Source organism: Amycolatopsis sp. NPDC104819, from assembly GCF_055583145.1.
This window is the reverse complement of the sequence record NZ_JBVJON010000002.1, coordinates 113,437-130,246: the sequence shown is the minus strand read 5'-3', so window position 1 is coordinate 130,246 and position 16,810 is coordinate 113,437. Positions and strand designations below refer to the sequence as shown.

Annotated in this window: 16 protein-coding genes; 9 read left to right on the top strand and 7 right to left on the bottom strand. The window is 72.0% G+C overall.

Annotated elements, in window-relative coordinates:
• Position 1 precedes the first annotated feature (1 nt).
• Positions 2–463 (bottom strand): mycothiol transferase, encoded by a 462-nt coding sequence (locus ACZ63E_RS05455; RefSeq protein WP_465334543.1) that lies wholly within the window; start codon positions 461–463, stop codon positions 2–4.
• A gap of 7 nt (positions 464–470) precedes the next feature.
• A complete protein-coding gene (locus tag ACZ63E_RS05450) occupies positions 471–1,256 on the bottom strand; it encodes an alpha/beta fold hydrolase (protein ID WP_465334540.1) in 786 nt (261 codons plus the stop codon).
• 100 nt (positions 1,257–1,356) lie between these two features.
• Here ACZ63E_RS05450 and ACZ63E_RS05445 point away from each other — a divergent pair, with 100 nt between their 5' ends.
• On the top strand, positions 1,357–2,028 hold the full coding sequence (locus ACZ63E_RS05445; protein WP_465334539.1) for a GntR family transcriptional regulator: 672 nt from the start codon (positions 1,357–1,359) through the stop codon (positions 2,026–2,028).
• A gap of 130 nt (positions 2,029–2,158) precedes the next feature.
• Positions 2,159–4,075 (top strand): potassium transporter Kup, encoded by a 1,917-nt coding sequence (locus tag ACZ63E_RS05440; protein ID WP_465334537.1) that lies wholly within the window; start codon positions 2,159–2,161, stop codon positions 4,073–4,075.
• On the opposite strand, the gene ACZ63E_RS05435 is transcribed toward ACZ63E_RS05440, so the two are convergent.
• The gene (locus ACZ63E_RS05435; RefSeq protein WP_465334535.1) at positions 4,072–4,659 is read right to left on the bottom strand and encodes a TetR/AcrR family transcriptional regulator; all 588 of its coding nucleotides are present in this window, start codon (positions 4,657–4,659) and stop codon (positions 4,072–4,074) included. The genes ACZ63E_RS05440 and ACZ63E_RS05435 overlap by 4 nt on opposite strands.
• Before the next feature lie 94 nt (positions 4,660–4,753).
• On the opposite strand from ACZ63E_RS05435, the gene ACZ63E_RS05430 reads away from it, so the two are divergent.
• Positions 4,754–5,788, top strand: a complete 1,035-nt coding sequence (locus ACZ63E_RS05430) for an NAD(P)-dependent alcohol dehydrogenase (protein ID WP_465334533.1) — start codon at positions 4,754–4,756, stop codon at positions 5,786–5,788.
• 98 nt (positions 5,789–5,886) lie between these two features.
• Here the strand turns inward: ACZ63E_RS05430 and ACZ63E_RS05425 are convergent, their stop codons facing one another.
• Complete coding sequence (locus ACZ63E_RS05425) at positions 5,887–9,330, bottom strand: ricin-type beta-trefoil lectin domain protein (RefSeq protein WP_465334531.1); 3,444 nt, start codon at positions 9,328–9,330, stop codon at positions 5,887–5,889.
• Between the two features lie 135 nt (positions 9,331–9,465).
• On the opposite strand from ACZ63E_RS05425, the gene ACZ63E_RS05420 reads away from it, so the two are divergent.
• A complete protein-coding gene (locus ACZ63E_RS05420) occupies positions 9,466–10,035 on the top strand; it encodes a carboxymuconolactone decarboxylase family protein (protein WP_465334530.1) in 570 nt (189 codons plus the stop codon).
• Positions 10,028–10,840, top strand: a complete 813-nt coding sequence (locus ACZ63E_RS05415; RefSeq protein ID WP_465313363.1) for a helix-turn-helix domain-containing protein — start codon at positions 10,028–10,030, stop codon at positions 10,838–10,840. The genes ACZ63E_RS05420 and ACZ63E_RS05415 overlap by 8 nt, the downstream gene beginning before the upstream one ends.
• Here the strand turns inward: ACZ63E_RS05415 and ACZ63E_RS05410 are convergent.
• Positions 10,825–11,721: a LysR family transcriptional regulator gene (locus ACZ63E_RS05410; RefSeq protein WP_465334528.1), complete on the bottom strand. Its 897-nt coding sequence runs from the start codon at positions 11,719–11,721 to the stop codon at positions 10,825–10,827. The two genes, ACZ63E_RS05415 and ACZ63E_RS05410, sit on opposite strands and share 16 nt — an antisense overlap.
• Before the next feature lie 125 nt (positions 11,722–11,846).
• On the opposite strand from ACZ63E_RS05410, the gene ACZ63E_RS05405 reads away from it, so the two are divergent.
• Both ACZ63E_RS05405 and ACZ63E_RS05400 read left to right on the top strand, forming a co-directional pair.
• A complete protein-coding gene (locus ACZ63E_RS05405; RefSeq protein WP_465334527.1) occupies positions 11,847–12,668 on the top strand; it encodes an inositol monophosphatase family protein in 822 nt (273 codons plus the stop codon).
• 12 nt (positions 12,669–12,680) lie between these two features.
• Positions 12,681–13,289 carry an NAD(P)-dependent oxidoreductase gene (locus ACZ63E_RS05400; RefSeq protein WP_465334526.1) on the top strand — a complete coding sequence of 203 codons (609 nt, stop codon included), beginning with the start codon at positions 12,681–12,683 and terminating at the stop codon, positions 13,287–13,289.
• Between the two features lie 9 nt (positions 13,290–13,298).
• On the opposite strand, the gene ACZ63E_RS05395 is transcribed toward ACZ63E_RS05400, so the two are convergent.
• A complete protein-coding gene (locus tag ACZ63E_RS05395; protein ID WP_465334525.1) occupies positions 13,299–14,141 on the bottom strand; it encodes a helix-turn-helix transcriptional regulator in 843 nt (280 codons plus the stop codon).
• Positions 14,142–14,274: 133 nt separating this feature from the next.
• Between ACZ63E_RS05395 and ACZ63E_RS05390 the strand changes: the two genes are divergently transcribed.
• Both ACZ63E_RS05390 and ACZ63E_RS05385 read left to right on the top strand, forming a co-directional pair.
• Positions 14,275–15,117, top strand: a complete 843-nt coding sequence (locus ACZ63E_RS05390; RefSeq protein WP_465334523.1) for an oxidoreductase — start codon at positions 14,275–14,277, stop codon at positions 15,115–15,117.
• 29 nt (positions 15,118–15,146) lie between these two features.
• Positions 15,147–16,154: an RNA polymerase subunit sigma-70 gene (locus tag ACZ63E_RS05385; protein ID WP_465334522.1), complete on the top strand. Its 1,008-nt coding sequence runs from the start codon at positions 15,147–15,149 to the stop codon at positions 16,152–16,154.
• A gap of 15 nt (positions 16,155–16,169) precedes the next feature.
• Here ACZ63E_RS05385 and ACZ63E_RS05380 read toward each other — a convergent pair whose 3' ends face one another.
• On the bottom strand, positions 16,170–16,736 hold the full coding sequence (locus ACZ63E_RS05380) for a dihydrofolate reductase family protein (protein ID WP_465334520.1): 567 nt from the start codon (positions 16,734–16,736) through the stop codon (positions 16,170–16,172).
• Positions 16,737–16,810 lie beyond the last annotated feature (74 nt).

Sequence of the window (16,810 nt, the reverse complement as noted above, 5' to 3'; positions counted from 1 at the left end):
CTCAGAGGTCGAGGAGCACATCCCGCGTCAGCTCGAGCTGGCCGTGGTGCTGGGCCAGCTCCTCGTACACGTGCTGCAGCGCGCCGCCCTGGGAACGGCCCGCCGGGGTGTCGCGGTACTTGACCGGCACCGGGCCGCGAAGCGGTTCGTCAGGTGAAGCGGCGGCCACGTCCAGCGGGAGCTGCGCCTTCGCGGCGGCGACCCGGTCGAGCAGCCCGGCGACCGGGCCCGACGCCGTGAACTCGGCCTCGCGGTCGCGTTCCACCGAGCGTCCCGCGACCAGCGCGCCGGCCCAGAAGTCCAGTACTCCCAGGCAATGCGTGACGATCGCGTACGGCGTGTTCGCTCCCGGCAGCGGTGGCCGCCGGTTGGCGAGTTCGTCGCCGAGCTCGGTGAGGATCGCGGCCAGCCCGTCGAGGGCGCGCCCGCAGAACCAGAGGTAGTCCTCGTCGGTGATCCGCATCGGGCGCTCAGCTCGCGGAACCGACGCGGGTGACCAGCTCCCGCACCGTGGTGAGGACCTCGTCGGGGTGGTCGAGGTGGACGCTGTGCGTGGAGCCCGGCCAGTTCACCAGGTCCCCGCCGAACGCGGCGGCGAGCCGTTCGTGGGCGCGGCGGACGGCGTGGTCCGGCTTGCGGTCGGCGGTCACCACCACGGCCGGGAGGTGCGGGAGGTCGGCTTCCCTCACCCCGCGGGAGAGTTCGGTGATGCCGCGGACCGCGCGGGCCAGCGTCGGGATGTCGAGCTCGGCGGTGCGGGCGAGCGCTTCCGCGCAGTCGGGCCGCAGGTCATGTCCGCGCGCGGTCCGCAGGGCGGCGGAGCGGACGGCCGCGGTCAGCACCCGGCGCAGCCCGGGCACGGCCGCGAGCGCCCCGAGCACGCGCGTCATGCGCTCCAGGCCCGCGCAGGTGCGGGCGTCGTTGATCGGCGTCGGGTCGAGCAGGACGAGCCCGGCGACCTGGTCCGGGTGGTCGCGGGCGAGCAGCACCGCGACGGCGCCGCCGAGGCTCTGCCCGACCAGCACGGCCGGGCCGTGGCCGAGGCGGTCGACGAGCGAGCTGAGGTGGGCCGCGGCACCGGCCAGTGATCCGTCCACAGTGGACGTTCCGGTGCCCGGGCGGTCGTGCACGACCACCCGCGTGGAGAGTCCTTCGACCAGGCCCGGGAAGAAGCCGTCACAGGCCTCGGCCCCGCCGGGCAGGAGGATGACCGGCGGGCCGGACTCGCCGTGCACCCGGACTCCGTCGATCTCCATGCGCGCCCCTCACCGTCGGTCCGTCCCGCAGAGCGTACACGAAGATTGTGACACAATCTGCCGGTGTACTGTGACGCGATCAGCGAGACGAGGGGGAGCCATGGTGGTGCCCGCCGCGCCGGAGCGGATCGCCGCGGCGGTGCGTGACGAGCTGCTCGACGGGGCGCACCCGGTCGGCACCCGCTTCCGCGAGGAGGACCTGGCGGAGCGCTTCGACGTCGGCAGGCACACGGTCCGCTCGGCGCTGCGGCTGCTGGTCGAGCGCGGCCTGGTGGCCCACGAACGCCACCGCGGCGCGGTTGTCGCTCCGCTGACGAAGGCCCGCATCGACGAGGTCTTCGACTACCGCAAGGTCCTCGAGCTCGGCGCGTTGCGCCTGGCGCTGGCCGCGGGCGCGGACCTGACCCCGGTGGTCACCGAGGTCGAGCGGCTCGAAGCGCTGGCCGAGCGCACCCCGCGGCCGTCGTGGCGGGAGCTGACCGGCGTGCACAGCGCGATCCACCGGGCGATCGTCGCGGCCGCCGGCAACCAGCACGTCCTGGACGGCTACCGCCGCTGCGAGGACGAAGTGCGGCTGCTGCTCACGTTCGTCCGGCCGGACTTCGACGCCGCGAGCCTGGCGGCGGTGCACCGGGGCCTGGTCGACAAGCTCCGCCTGGGCGGCGAAGCCGCGACGGACGCCCTGACCGAGGACATCGACCACACCGGCCGGGCCGCGCTGCTGACGGCGTTGCGCCGCGCCGAGGAGAGCGCGCGCCTGCTGGGGCACTAACGGGCGCCCGGCCGCTTCACCCGGACGGCGCAAAAATTTCGTCAATTCTTCCTCGAAGCCCGCTCTTTCGAGCCGGAGCTGCCCCGGTCCGGCCACAGTGGACCGGTAGGGTCGGGTGGAAGGGGGAGCGGTGCGCGCGGAAACCAAGCCGGTGCGGGACACGGTGCGGCTGGGGCTGGTGATCGGCGCGCTCGGGGTCGTCTTCGGCGACATCGGCACGAGCCCGATCTACACCCTGCAGACCGTCTTCAACCCGGCCGACCCGCACCCGGTGCCGGTGACCACGCAGAACGTCTTCGGGGTGGTGTCGCTGATCTTCTGGTCGGTCATGATCATCGTGACCGTCATCTACGTGCTGCTCGCGATGCGCGCCGACAACAACGGCGAGGGCGGCATCATGGCCCTCATCACCCTGCTGCGGCGCTGGGGCGCGCAACGCGGCAAGCGCGCCGCCGTCGTCCTGGCCGGTGTCGGCATCTTCGGCGCCGCGCTGTTCTTCGGCGACAGCATGATCACCCCCGCGATCTCCGTGCTCTCGGCGGTCGAAGGGCTGAAAGTCGTTTCGGACGGGCTCGACGCCTGGATCGTGCCGATCACCGCCGTCATCATCATCGGGCTGTTCCTCGTGCAGCGGCGCGGCACCGCCGCGGTCGGCCGGGTGTTCGGGCCGGTGATGATCGCCTGGTTCGTCGTGATCGGCGCCTGCGGCATCGCCGGGATCGCCGGGAACCCGGCGATCCTCAAGGCGCTCTCGCCGACCTACGCGCTCGAGTTCCTGGTGGGTCACTTCGACATCGCGTTCTTCGCCCTCGCCGCCATCGTGCTCGCGGTCACCGGCGCCGAAGCGCTGTACGCCGACATGGGCCACTTCGGCCGGCGGGCGATCACCCGCGGCTGGCTCTTCCTGGTGCTCCCCGCCTGCGCGCTCGGCTACCTCGGCCAAGGCGCGCTGATCCTCGAGGACCAGGCGAACATCAGCAGCCCGTTCTTCCTGCTCGTGCCGGAGTGGGGCCGGCTGCCGATGGTCGTGCTGGCCACCGCCGCGACCGTGATCGCCTCCCAGGCGGTGATCACCGGGGCGTACTCGGTCGCCTCCCAGGCCGCCCAGCTCGGGTACCTGCCCCGGCTGCGGATCGCGCACACGTCGGAGACCGAACGCGGCCAGATCTACGTCCCGTGGATCAACTGGCTCCTCCTGGTTTCGGTGCTGACGCTCGTGTTCGCCTTCCGCAGCTCGACGGCGCTGGCGTTCGCCTTCGGCATGGCGGTCACCGGCACGATCACCATCACCACCCTGCTGTTCTTCTACCTCGCCGGGTCGAAGTGGGGGACCCCGCGCTGGCTGATCGGCATCGGCGCGACCCTGCTGCTGACCGTCGACCTGCTCTTCGTCGGCGCCAACCTGACCAAGCTCGTGCACGGCGCGTGGCTGCCGCTGCTGATCGGGCTCACCGCGTTCACGATCATGACCACCTGGCAGCGCGGCCGCCAGATCGTCACCGCCGAACGCGAACGGGACGAAGGCTCGCTGACGGAGTTCGTCGAGGAGCTGCGCGACCGCGACCTGCCGATCCGGCACGTCCCCGGCACGGCCGTGTTCCTCAACCGGGGCAACCGGACGGCGCCGCTGGCCCTGCGTGCCAACGCCGAGCACAACCACGTGCGCCACGAGCACGTCGTGATCCTCTCGCTCGAGACCGAGCCGATCCCGCGTGTGCCGCCCGAAGAGCGCGTGACGGTGGCGGATCTCGGGCACAAGGACGACGGGATCATCTTCGTCACCGCCCGCTACGGCTACATGGAGACCCCGGACGTCCCGGGCGCACTGGCGCGCCTCGACCCGGCGGTCACCGAAGGCCGGCTGCAGCTGGACGAGGCGTCGTACTTCCTGTCGAAGATCGAGCTGCAACGCGGCAAGCAGCCGACGATGGCGGGCTGGCGCAAGCGGTTGTTCATCGCGACGTCGTACATCACCGCCGACGCCGCGGAGTACTTCGGCCTGCCCCGCGATCGCACGGTCATCATGGGGTCGCACATCGAGGTCTAGTCCGTCATCACCGCGCGCCGGACGGTCTCGCGCAACCACGCGCGGCGCCCGTCGTGGTGGTCGGCCGGCTCGTCGGCGGTCGCGGCGTAGACGTTGCTGACCGGCGACCACGCCATCGACATCGCGATGACCATCGCCATCACGTCGAACGGGTCGCCCGGGCGCACCAGACCGGCGGCCTGGGCCTCGGCGATCGCGCGCAGCTTGTGGTCGTCGACCCGGTCGGCGTCCGCGACCAGGTGGCCGGCCGGGCGGCGTTCCAGGCGGGCCCAGGTGGCCAGCCGGATCAGGTCGGGGCGGCGCAGGTACTCGTCGTAGAGGCGCACCGCCCAGTCCGCGAGGTCGGTGGCGTCGATCGGGACGACGTTCATGATCCGCTCGAGCGAGGCGAAGAAGATGGCGTCGAAGAGCCCGTCTTTGCTGCCGAAGTAGGCGTAGAGCTGGGCCTTGTTGGTGCGCGCGGTGCTCACGATCCGCTCGACGCGCGCTCCGGCGATGCCGTGGTCCGCGAACTCGCGGGTCGCCACCTCGAGGATGCGGTCGCGGGTGGCGGTGCCGCGGGACGTCAGGGGCCGGTCGACCATGGCGGCAGCTTACCAAACAGAACAGTCGGTTTGCTTTTCCGGGTCGGGTGTGGCTACGGTGGAATAGACCGAACAGTCTGTTTGAAGGAGCGGCATGAGGACGACCACGGCCTGGGGAGTGGACAGCGACGCGGACACGCTGCGACAGGTGCGTCTCGACCGGCGCGACCTGCGCGGCGACGACATCGCGGTTCGCGTGGACTACTGCGGCGTCTGCCACACCGATCTTCATTCCGTCGGCGCCCACACCGGCGGCCTGCTCGTGCCGGGCCACGAGTTCACCGGCGTGGTGACGGAGGTCGGGCCGGCGGTCACGGCGTTCGCGGCCGGCGACCCGGTCGCCGTCGGCAACATCGTCGACTCGTGCGGGGTGTGCGTGATGTGCGAAGCCGGGCAGGAGAACTTCTGCCGCGACTTCCCGACCCTGACCTACGGCGGCACCGACCGCCACGACGGCTCGACGACGGCGGGCGCGTACTCGCGTGAATACGTCGTCCGTGACCGCTTCGCCTACCCCCTCCCGGACGGCCTCGACCCGGCGGGCGCGGCGCCGCTGCTCTGCGCCGGGATCACCGTCTGGGAACCGTTGCACAGCCTCGGGGTCGGGCCGGGCACGCGGGTCGCGGTCGCCGGGCTGGGCGGGCTCGGGCACCTCGCGGTCAAGTTCGCCGTCGCACTCGGCGCCGAGACCGCGGTCATCAGCCGCTCGGCGGCCAAGACCGCCGACGCCCGCCGGCTGGGGGCCGGGGACGTGGTGGTCTCCACGGACGAGGATGAGATGGCCGCCGCGCGCGACCGCTTCGACGTCGTCATCGACACGATTTCAGTGCCGCACGACCTCGGTCCCTACCTGGGGCTCGTCGCGATGGACGGCACGCTCAGCCAGGTCGGCCACCTCGGCCCGGTGACCGTTCAGACGATGGACCTGTTGGTGGGACGCAAGAAGCTCACGTCCGCCGGCAGCGGCGGCCGCCCTTCGACCGCGGCGATGCTGGCGTTCTGCGCCGAGCACGGCGTGACCGCCGACGTCGAGGTGCTGCCGTCGGCTCGGGTGAACGAGGCGTTCGACCGGTTGCGGCGTAACGATGTCCGCTATCGGTTCGTGCTCGACCTGGCCGATTTGCCGTGAGGGCGCGGAGTCAGCTCGGTCCACGCCGAAGGCCGGCGCGCGTTCCTCGGCGGCCCTGGCGAGGCGCGCCCGAGGTCGATCTTAGACCCGGACGCTCGTCACGTCCCCAAGGTGAACCGCTGCGCCGCCGTCGCGTTGCAGTCGTGGATCCTCAGCCGGTCACCCGCGCGGCCGGCGTTGTCCGGGTCGTCGAGGCAGCGTCCGGAACTCACGTTGCGCAATGACCCGTCCGTCCCCGAAACCCACTGCTGCGCCGCGGTTCCGTTGCAGTCCCACAGCTGCACAGGTGTGTTGTTCGCCGTCGCGCCGTTGACGACGTCGAGGCACTTCCCCAGCGTCCGCAGTGAAGTGTCACCCGGCGCGGACCAGCGCTGCGCGTCGGTGCCGTTGCAGCCGTAGAGCTGCACCGCAGAACCCGACGCCGGATAGCCGTCGACGACGTCGGCGCACAGCCCGGCCGGGCCGGTGACCGGCGCCGGGGGGAAGCGCCACGTCTGGTCCGCGGTCCCGGCGCAGTCGGCCAGGCGCAGCCCGTCCCCGGCCGCCAGGCAGCGACCGGAGTTGACCAGCGTGCCCGCGGTGGTCAGGCGCCACGCCTGCGCAGCCGTGCCGTTGCACGTGTAGAGCTGGACCGGCGTGCCCGCGGCCGTCGAGCCGCCCGCGACGTCGAGGCACTTGCCGAGGACGTGCACCGCGCCCGCGGTCGGCGGGGTGAACTGCTGGCCCGCCGAGTGGTCACACGCGGCCAGCTCCAGCGGTGTGCCGTCGGCCGTCTGTCCGTTGTGGACGGCCAGGCAGAGCCCGTCGCGGCCGTTCACCTGGCCCGCCAACGGATTGTCGGCGGCGCTGCCGGTCAGGGTGACCGTGTGGCGAGCGTTCGACGGCAGGCTCGTCGTGGTCACCGTGACCGTGCGGGAATGGGCGTTGTACGCCCACGCCGTCTCGGGCAGCCGCTGGCCGTCGACCGACACCGCGGTGGGTGCGGCGGAATTGGCCAGCCGGAGCGTGTAGGCGCGGGCCGGGCCGGACGACGGGTCGACGGTCAGGGTCTTCGCCGCGTCCTGCCAGCCGAACCGGGTGGTCGTCGACGCCCCGGAGCCTTCACCGGCGTCGTCGTAGAGCGAGAAGCTGCCGTCGGCGCCCGCCGTCACGGTCAGCGTGAGCTGGTCGAGCGGCGCGGTCGTGTTGTCGACGTAGTTGGTGCGCAGCGGGACGATGCCGCCGGATTTGACGAGCACCGGCATCTCCGACAGCGGCTTGGTGATCGTCGCGGTCGACGGTCCCGTGTAGACAGTGCCGGTGAAGTAGTCCGTCCAGGTCCCCGGCGGGATCCACGCCGACACCGAGCCGCCGGCCGCGGTGATCGGCGCGACCAGGACGTTGTCACCGTAGAGGTACTCCTGCGGGTGCGTGTAGGCCGCGTCCTGGTCCGGGTAGTTCAGGTAGAGCGGCCGGGTGATCGGCACACCGGTCTGGTTCGCCTGCTTGGCCAGCGTGTAGGTGTAGGGCACCAGCGATTCGCGCAGCCGCAGGAACTTCTCCGCGCTGTCGCCCGCCGCGCCGGGGTAGTCCCAGGGCAGGCGGTCGCCGTGGTCGGAGTGCAGCCGGTCGACCGGCTGGAACGTCCCGAGCTGCAGCCACCGCGCGTAGAGCTCGTCGGGCAGGTGGCCGCCGTGGAAGCTGCCGATGTCGTGGCTGACGTTGCTGAGCCCGGCGGCGGCCTCGTCCGGCGTGAAGCGGGCTTCGTAGGCGAGCATGTCCCAGCTCAGCGGCGTGTCACCGGTGAACTGGAGCGTGTTGCGCCGCTCCGACCACGGGCCGAGCGGGTAACTGCTGTGGATGCCGCCCTGCTCCGCGCCGCCGATGCGGCCGAAGGAGAACCCACGCAGGCCCTGCGCCGCCGCGTGGTCGGCGTAGGCCTGGTTGATGAAGTTGTCCGGCGCGATCCCCGGATCGGACGCCGTCGAGCGGCCGCAGCCGGTGCAGTAGTCCAGCCACCACGTCCGGACACCCTGGGCGTCGAACGGCTTGTGCAGGTCGAAGTACGACCGCAGGTGGGCCGGGTTCGACCAGTCCCAGACGTAGTTCCCGCCGTCGGGGACCAGCCCGCCCGCCGTGGTGTTCGCGGCCGCGAACCGCGGGTCGTTGCCCGCGATCGAGGTGTGGATGTTCAACGACACGGCCAGGTTCTGCTGTTTGGTCCAGTTCAGGAAGCCCTGTGGGTCCGGGAAGAGCCCGGTGTTCCAGTTCCAGCCGTTCCACTGCGACGGTGACTTCCAGTCGGTGTCGACGACCAGCCAGTCGATCGGGGTGAACGTCGAGCGGAACTTCGGCAGCAGCGACGTGCGGTAGTCGTTGTCCGAATAGGCGAAGTAGCGGGAGAACCAGACGCCGTAGGCGGACCGGGGGAGCAGCGCCGTCCCGCCGGTCAGCGAGTTGAGGTCGGCCAGGCCCTGCTTGAAGTCCTTGCCGTAGCCGAAGAAGTAACCGTCCTGATAGGGCTGCGCGCCGTGCGAAGGCCGGTCGGTGACCGTGCGGTCGGCGTTGAGCAGCGCCGCGCGGGTGTCGTCGAGCAGGTACCAGCCGTCGCGGTCGAGCAGGCCGGGGTGCTGCGGTGTCGGGACGGCCTCGGGGTTGTCCAGCGAACGGTCCCAGCCGCCGAGCACGGACTTCGGGCCGGCGCCGTACGCCGTGGTCAGCAGCGAGGTGTCGGCGGCGGGAAAGCCCGCCGAGGCCGTGGTGACGGCGACGCTGTCGACGTTGACGTTGCCCGAGTCGCCGGACTTCCGCTCGACGCGGACGGAGTTCGTCCCGGCGTTGAGCGGGATCGTCACCGAAGCGGTCGCCCAGGTGTCCCAGGATCCGGTCGTCGGCAGGGTGAACCGCGGTCCGGGCGCGCCGTTGACGGTGGTCGACAGGGTGCGCGTGGTGTTCTGGCCGTCGCTGCCCTGTGCGTTCGCGTACCGGACGGTGAGCCGGTACTGCCCGGCCGCCGGCACCGCGGAGACCTCCTGGGCGAGGGCCGACCCGGTCGCGCCGAACCCGGCGAGGAAACCCGAACCGGTGTACCCGCCGTGGTCGTAGGCGGTCGACGTCGACCCGGTCGGCACGCCGTTCTCGGCCTCGCAGGCGGTGCCGAAGGCGCAGTACGACGGGAACAGGGGAGCCGCGGTGACGTTCGTCGTCGTGAGCTGCACCGACGTGTTGTCCCGGGTGAACGGGCCGCTGTTCTGCCGGTACCGCAGGGTGAGGTTCGCGGTCCGGATCTCGCGGACGCCGCCGGTCACGGTGGTCGTGTAGGCCGGCGCCGGCTGCGACCGGTTGACGGCGGTGAAGGTGGTCTGGTCCTGGAAACGGTCGTCACCGGCGTACTCGAGCCGGATCAGCGTCGGGGTCAGGACCTCGAACCGCGCGTGGCCGTCCTGGACGACAGCCTGGTCCGCGCGCGGGGCCGGCGGGGCCTTCGCGGCGGCGGTTCCGGTGATCGTGACCAGGCCCGTCAAGAGGGCCACCAGCGTCTTCGACGACTTTGATCGGAACACGCGCACTCCTCGTCCACGCCCGAGCCGGAACCACCACTGTCAACGTTGTCCACAAGACATGTCAGCCGCCGAATGCAGCAGCATTTACCTCCGGGGGAATTGGTTCGCCGCCGCGGCCGCCGCAGACTCGTCGCCATGACCCAGTACCCGATCCACACTGTCAACACCGCGCCCGACGCCGTGAAGGAGCCGCTCTCCGTCCTTCAGGAGGCGTTCGGTTTTGTCCCGCAGGGGGCCGGCCTGATGGCGAACTCCCCGGCGTTGCTGAACACGTTCTTCGCCGCGTTCGGGCACTTCCGGGGCGGTGGCACCTTCACCCCCGCGGAGCGCCAGGTCCTGCTGCTGTCCAACGCCGTCGCGAACGGCTGCGAGTGGGCGGTCGCGTTCCACACGCTGGAGGCGCTCGCCGACGGTGTCGAGCCGGCCGTCGTCGAGGCCATTCGCCGCGGCGAGCGGCCGGACGACCCGCGGATGGCGGCCCTGTCGGCGCTGACCCGCGCGTTCATCGAGCACCGCGGGCACCTCGACGAGGCGGCCGTGACGGCCTTGACGGCGGCGGGCTTCACGACGCAGCAGCTGTTCGAGGTGGTCACCGGCGTGGCGATCTCGGTGATGACGAACTACGCGGCGAACGTCGCCCGGCCGCCGTTGGAGGCGGCGGTGCGGCCGCACGCGTGGCGCGCGGGATACTTGAGCGGTGTCTGACGTCGGCCCGTTGCTCAAGCACTGGCGGAGTGCTCGGCGGCTGAGCCAGCTGGCTCTGGCCGCCGAGGCCGCCGTCTCGATCCGCCACCTGTGTTTCCTCGAAACCGGGCGCGCGAACCCCAGCCGCGCGATGGTGCTGAAGCTCGCGGAGGTGCTCGACGTGCCGTTGCGCGAGCGGAACACCCTGCTGCTCAAGGCCGGGTTCGCGCCGGAGTACCCGGAGTCCGCATTGGACGAACCTTCGCTGGCCGCCGTCCGCGACGCGCTCGACACGATTCTCGCGCAGCAGGAACCGTTTCCCGCGCTGGTGATGGACCGGAGCTGGGACATCCGGCACACCAACACCGCCGCCCGCCGGTTCTTCGCCTACCTCCAGGACGGGCAGGCGGCGGCCGCGCCCGGCCCGGCGAACGTGCTGCGCCGGATGTTCCACCCGGACGGCGTCCGCCGGCACGTGACGAACTGGCCGGAGGTCACCGAGGCCCTGGTCCGGCGCGTGCGCCGGGAGGCGCTCGGCGGTGTCACCGACGAACGCGCCCAGCGCGTCCTCGACGAGGTGCTGGACTACCCGGGCGTGCCGTCGTCACTGCGCTCGCTCGACGCGGCGGTCCCGGTGCTGCCGATCGTGCCGATCCGTTACGCGTCCGGCGACCGGCGGTTCGACTACTTCTCGACCGTGACGACGCTCGGCACCCCGCAGGACGTGACCCTGCAGGAGCTGCGCATCGAGTGCTTCTTCCCGATGAACGACGAGACGCGGGAACACGCGCGTCAGCTGGCGGAAGCCGGTCAGCCGAGCTCCTGAACCGCGGCCCGGACCCGGTTCCGCAGCCACCGGTGCGCTTTGTCGTTTTCGTACCGCTGGTGCCAGCGGACCACGAGCGGCGCCGGCGGCGCGGGCAGCGGCAGCGGCACGGTCACCAGGCCCAGCGCCTCGACCATCCCGCCGCACATCCGCTCGGGCACCACGGTGACGAACTCGCCGAGCCGGACGACCCCGAGCGCCGCCGTGGTCGTCGGCGTCGTCGCGACCATCCGGCGTTCGAGCCCGTGCTCGGCCAGGACGTCGTCCAGCGGATCGCGGAGCTGCCCGTGCCGGGTGACGCGCACGTGGGTCGCCTCGGCGTAGCGGCGCATGCTCGGCTTCCGCCGGGCGAACGGATGGTCCGCGGCCACGGCGAGCACCAGCCGGTCCTCGAAGAACGTCTCCGAGTGGATCTCGGGGGACTCCGGCGCCGCGCTGCCGAGCTCGAGGTCGACCTGGCCGCGGCGCAGCTCGTGGGTCTCCGCGCGGCCTTCCGCGAGCAGTCGCACCCGGGCGTTCGGTGCTTCGCGGTGCACCGCCGTGATCAAGCCGGGGCCCAGCGCGGTGCTGATCGCGTCGTGGCAGATCAGGGTGAAGACGCGGTCGAGCGCGGCGAGGTCCAGCTCGCGCGCCGGCGCTAGCACGCTTTCCGCCTGCTGCACCAGATCCCGGACCTGCGCGCGGATTTCGAGCGCGTACGGCGTCGGGGTCATCGTGCGGCCCGTCCGGACGAGGATCTGGTCGCCGGTGACTTTGCGGATCCGCCCGAGCGTCCGGCTCATCGCGGGCGACGACAGGTGCAGGCGGTCCGCGGCCGCGGCCACGCTGGTCTCCTCCAGCAGTGCGTCCAGTGCTGTCAGGAGGTTCAGGTCCAGGTGCATGCCAGGGATCCTACCTTCAAGTGCGTCTGGGTAAATCATCAAGTGCAAAAGATGCATTTGAAGTCAACGGCATTTCTGCCTACCGTCGAAGACATCAGCTTTTCCTTCGACGAACGGGGCACACCATGACCGCCACCACTCCTTTCCCGCAGACCGGAACCGACGACGCCGCCGTGCTCGCGGGTGCGGTCGAAGCGGTGCGGGCCGCCGGCCGCCGGCTGCGCGCCCGCTACTCCACCGACGCGCGTCCGGCCGACTGGGCCGGGCTGGTCGCCGCGGGCGAGGCGAACGAAAAGGCCTCGGGTGAGGACCTGCAGCCCGCCCTCGCGCGGGCCCGGCCGGAAGCGAGCTGGGTGACCGACGAGCTGGAGACCACCGAGCTGCCGCCGGGGGAGTGGTGGTCGGTGGACGCGGTCGAGGGCAACGTCAACCACGTGCACGGGCTGCCGGAGTGGTGCGTCAGCGCGACCCTGCTCCGCGACGGCGTCCCGGTGCTGGCGGCCGTGTACCAGCCGGTCGGCGACGTGCTGCACACCGCCGTCCGCGGCGGCGGAGCGTTCGTGAACGGGCGGCGGCTGAGCGTCTCCGCCAAGACCGACCTCAGTGTCGCCATCGCCACCACCGGGCAGGCCGAAGCCGGTCAGAGCGAGACCTACCGCCGGATCGGCGAGTCGATCACGGCGATGCTGGGCAACACCCTGCTGGTCCGCGCGACCGTGCCGTCGACCTTCCCGATGCTGCTCGTGGCCGCCGGGCACGCCGACGTCTTCTGGCAGTACGAGCCGACGCTGCCCGGGGTCGCCGCCGGCGCCCTGCTCATCACCGAGGCCGGCGGGACCGTGACCGACCTCGCCGGCGCGCCGTGGCACCCCGGCAGCACCGGCATCCTCGCCGCCCCGCCCGCGCTGCACACCGCCGCGCTCGGCGTTCTGTCCACAGTGAACTGACCGGGGAAGACCATGGAAATCACGATTCTCGGCGCCAGTGGCGCCACCGGAGCCGAACTGACGCGCCAGGCGCTGGAACGCGGGCACAGCGTCACGGCCGTCGCCCGCAACCCGGACCGCATCACGCTGCCGGTGACCCGGGTGGCCGGCGACGTCCTCGACCCGGACTCCATCGGCCGGGCGCTCAAAGGCGCACGGGTCGTCCTTTCCGGACTCGGGATCAGCGGCAAGGACGCGCCCGGCGCGCTGACCGCGGGAGCCCGGGCGGCCGTCGAAGCCGACCCCGAGTTCATCGTCTGGCTCGCGGCCTTCGGCACCGGCGAGTCGGCATCACAGGCCGGCGCCTTCACCCGCGGGCTGCTGAAGACGTTCATGAAGAAGGAGATGGACGACCGCACCACGGCGGACACGATCGTGCGCGCCGCCGGCGGCACGGTCTTCCACGCCGGGCCGTTGTCCACCGGCGAGCTCAGCCCGGCGAGGCGCACGGTGCCGCTGGCTTCCGCGCCGCGGCGGTTTTTCCCGGCGCGGGTGAGCCGGGCGACGGTGGCGGCGGCGATGCTTGACGAGGCCGAGCAGCGGCGTTACGGCGGTGGCATCGCGATTCCGCTCGAGCGGTAGTGCGGGTGTTCAGCCCGGCGTGATCGCCTGGGTGCCCAGCACGGACAGCAGCGCGAGGCGCTCGGCGTCGTCGGATCCGGGCTCGGCGGTGTAGACCATGATCCGCTGGTCGCTGCCCGCGACGGTGAGCATGTCGCAGTCCAGCAGCAGCGCCCCCACCTCGGGGTGGTCGACGGTCTTGCGCGCGCTCTCGTAGTGCTCCACCGCGCCCGAGTCCCAGAGCTCGCCGAACCGGTCGCTGTGCGCGCGCAGCTCGGCGACCAGCCGCCGCAGCTGCCGGTCGGCTGGATACCGGCCCGCGGCGGACCGCAGGTCGGCGACCAGGCTGCGTTCCATCGCCCGCCGCGACTCCGGCGTGTGCCGGACCCGGGTGCCCGGGCCGACCAGGTTGCGCCACACGGCGTTGCGTTCGTGCGCGCGCCACCCGGTCGGGTCGCCCATCAGGGCCGCGTACGGCGGGTTGGCGACCAGCAGCGTCCAGCACGCGTCGAACACCGCGACGGGGGTGCCGGTCAGCCGGTCGAGCAGGCGCTGGACGCTCGGGGTGAGGTAGGCGGGCACCGTGTCCGGCCCGGGCGGGGCCAGCTCGGCCAGGTGGAACAGGTGCTCACGCTCGATCCGGGACAGCCGCAGGGCCCGGGCGAGGGTCTCGACGATCTGGACCGACGGGTGCGACGCCCGGCCCTGCTCGAGCCGCGTGACGTAGTCGACCGAGATCCCGGCGAGCAGGGCCAGTTCCTCTCGCCGCAGCCCGGCCGCGCGCCGCTGCCCGCGGGCGGGCAGGCCCACGGCGTCCGGCGAAACCCGGTCCCGCCAGCGCCGCACCGCCTGCCCGAATTCGGTGTCCACCATGCCGTCCAGTGTGCCCGGCCGGGACCGGCGCTGCCTGGTACCGCCGGTCCCAGGAAGACGGGACGGCTGGCAGTCGCCGCCGCCCGGCGCGAACGTGGGCCGGGCAAGCGGAAACCGACACCGAGGAGTCCTCATGACACTCACCACCGCCCCCGTCTGGTTCATCACCGGGTGTTCCACCGGCCTCGGCCGCGCCCTCGCGACGCACGTCCTGGACCGCGGCTGGCGCGCCGCCGTCACCGCCCGCGACCCGGAGACGGTCGCCGACCTGGTCGCCCGCCACGGCGACCGGGCGGTGGCGCTGCCCCTCGACGTCACGGATCCCGCGCAGGTCGCCGAAGCGGTCAAGCGGGCCGAAGCGGCGTTCGGCCGGATCGACGTCCTGGTCAACAACGCCGGGTACGGCTACCTGGCCGCCGTCGAGGAGGGGGACGACGCCGAGGTGCGCGCGCTGTTCGACACCAACGTCTTCGGGCTCGCCGAGGTGACCAAGGCCGTGCTGCCGGGCATGCGCGCCCGGCGGTCCGGGCACGTGGTCAACATCTCTTCGCTCGGCGGCCTGGCCGGGTTCGGCGCGACCGGCTACTACCACGCGACGAAGTTCGCCGTGGAAGGCTTGTCCGAGTCGCTGGCCGCCGAAGTCGTCCCGCTGGGCATCGGAGTGACCATTGTGGAGCCCGGCGCCTTCCGCACGAACTGGTCCGGCCCGTCGATGAAGCAGTCGCCGAACCACATCGACGACTACGCCGAGACGGCGGGCCAACGCCGTGCGGCGACGCTGGCCACCTACGGCAGCCAGCCGGGTGACCCGGCCCGCGCCGCCGAAGCGATCGTCACGGTGCTGGAAGCCGACGAGCCGCCGTTGCGCCTGCTCCTCGGCACGGCCGCGCTGAAGGTGGCCCGCGGCAAGCTGGACGCCCTCCAGCGCGACTTCACCCGTTGGGAAGACCTGAGCAAGAGCACGGAACTGGGCTAGTCCGGGGCGCCGGTGGAAGGATGCGGTCCATGACCGACGCCAGACCGCCGGGTGCCGACGAGGCCACGTTCATCGCGGCGGCCCGTTCCGGCGACACGGCGGGCTTCGCGCTGGTCACCGAGCGCCACCGGCGTGAGCTGCAGATGCACTGCTACCGGATGCTCGCCAACTACGACGACGCCCAGGACGTCACGCAGGAGACGTTCCTGCGGGCGTGGCACAAGCGGGAGTCGTTCAAGGGCGACGCCGCGCTGCGGACCTGGCTGTACCGGATCGCGACGAACGCCTGCCTCGACTTCCTGGAGAAGCGCGACGACCGGACCCCGGTGCCGGCCGGGCTGTCGGAACCCGGCTCCGAGCTGCTGTACCTGCAGCCCTACCCCGACCGGATGCTCCCCGAGGACCCGCAGGAGTCGGTGGTGGCGCGGGAGACGATCGAGCTGGCGTTCATCGTCGCCGTCCAGCACCTGCCGCCGCGGCAGCGGGCGGTGCTGGTGCTGCGTGACGTCCTCGGCTGGCCGGCGCCGAAGGCGGCCGACGCGCTCGAGCTGACGGTCGCGTCGGTGACCAGCGCGCTGCAGCGGGCGCGGGTGACGATGCGGGAGCAACTACCGGGCCGCCGCCTCGACTGGCGGAGCCCGGCGACGCGCGAGCTGTCGGACGACGAGCGCGGCGTGGTGAAGTCCTACATCGACGCCCACGAGCGGAACGACCTCGACGCGTTGATGTCCCTGCTGCGCGCCGACCTGCGTTTCGCGATGCTGCCCGATCCGGGCACCGTGGTCAGAGGGGCCAAGGATGCGGCGGACGGCTGGGTCTCGGGCGGGCTCTTCCAGCCCGGCTACGACGACTGGCGCGGGATCATCACGACGGTCAACCGCATGCCGGCGGCCGGGCTGTACGTCCGCACCGCCGGCGACGCGGAGCACCGCCTGCTGAACGTCGCGGTCCTGCACATCGCCGACGGGCAGATCGCCGAGCTCACCGGGTTCGACGCCACGGACAAACCATGGCTGGGCCTGCCCCCGACCCTGTGATCGGGGGCAGGGCGCTCATCGCCTCGTCTCGTACCGGGTCAGCACCGCGCCGCCGGGAAAGGCCCGCGTCTCGACGAGGTTCAGGTTCGCCCAGCTGTCCAGCGCGGTGAAGAACGGCGTGCCGCCGCCGACCAGGACCGGATGGGTGACGATCGTGTACTCGTCGACGAGCCCGGCGCGCAGGGCGGCCCCGGCGAGCGTCGCACCGCCGACGCTCATCGGGCCGCCGTCCTCGGCCTTGAGCCGGGTGATCTCGGCGACCGCGTCACCGGTGACCAGGCGGGTGTTCCAGTCGACCTTGTCGACGGTCGAGGAGAACACGACCTTGGGCGTGTCCCGCCAGTTGCGCGCGAAGGCGATCTCCGCCGGGGTGGCGCCGGGCTGCTGGTCGCCGGTCGGCCAGTAGGAGCTCATCGCCTCCCACAGCTTGCGCCCGTAGAGGGAGACGTCGATCGCCAGTTCCTGCTCGAGCCAGAACCGGAAGAGCTCCTCGCTCGGCTGCCCGCTCCACCCGATGTCGTCTCCGGGCGCGGCGATGTAGCCGTCGACGGTCACGTTCATCCCGAAGATCAGTTTCCGCATGCTGCCAGCCTCTCGTGAGTGGGTCTCGTAGGTACAGACGAGCGCGGCGCGGAAACCTAATCGGTCCTCGGGTG

What these genes read in the sequence shown, in the direction of transcription:
- ACZ63E_RS05455 (WP_465334543.1), bottom strand. Translation starts at nt 463, where the DNA reads ATGCGGATCACCGACGAGGACTACCTCTGGTTCTGCGGGCGCGCCCTC.
- ACZ63E_RS05390 (WP_465334523.1), top strand. Translation starts at nt 14,275, where the DNA reads ATGACACTCACCACCGCCCCCGTCTGGTTCATCACCGGGTGTTCCACC.
- ACZ63E_RS05430 (WP_465334533.1), top strand. Translation starts at nt 4,754, where the DNA reads ATGAGGACGACCACGGCCTGGGGAGTGGACAGCGACGCGGACACGCTG.
- ACZ63E_RS05435 (WP_465334535.1), bottom strand. Translation starts at nt 4,659, where the DNA reads ATGGTCGACCGGCCCCTGACGTCCCGCGGCACCGCCACCCGCGACCGC.
- ACZ63E_RS05450 (WP_465334540.1), bottom strand. Translation starts at nt 1,256, where the DNA reads ATGGAGATCGACGGAGTCCGGGTGCACGGCGAGTCCGGCCCGCCGGTC.
- ACZ63E_RS05445 (WP_465334539.1), top strand. Translation starts at nt 1,357, where the DNA reads ATGGTGGTGCCCGCCGCGCCGGAGCGGATCGCCGCGGCGGTGCGTGAC.
- ACZ63E_RS05420 (WP_465334530.1), top strand. Translation starts at nt 9,466, where the DNA reads ATGACCCAGTACCCGATCCACACTGTCAACACCGCGCCCGACGCCGTG.
- ACZ63E_RS05380 (WP_465334520.1), bottom strand. Translation starts at nt 16,736, where the DNA reads ATGCGGAAACTGATCTTCGGGATGAACGTGACCGTCGACGGCTACATC.
- ACZ63E_RS05405 (WP_465334527.1), top strand. Translation starts at nt 11,847, where the DNA reads ATGACCGCCACCACTCCTTTCCCGCAGACCGGAACCGACGACGCCGCC.
- ACZ63E_RS05400 (WP_465334526.1), top strand. Translation starts at nt 12,681, where the DNA reads ATGGAAATCACGATTCTCGGCGCCAGTGGCGCCACCGGAGCCGAACTG.
- ACZ63E_RS05395 (WP_465334525.1), bottom strand. Translation starts at nt 14,141, where the DNA reads ATGGTGGACACCGAATTCGGGCAGGCGGTGCGGCGCTGGCGGGACCGG.
- ACZ63E_RS05410 (WP_465334528.1), bottom strand. Translation starts at nt 11,721, where the DNA reads ATGCACCTGGACCTGAACCTCCTGACAGCACTGGACGCACTGCTGGAG.
- ACZ63E_RS05385 (WP_465334522.1), top strand. Translation starts at nt 15,147, where the DNA reads ATGACCGACGCCAGACCGCCGGGTGCCGACGAGGCCACGTTCATCGCG.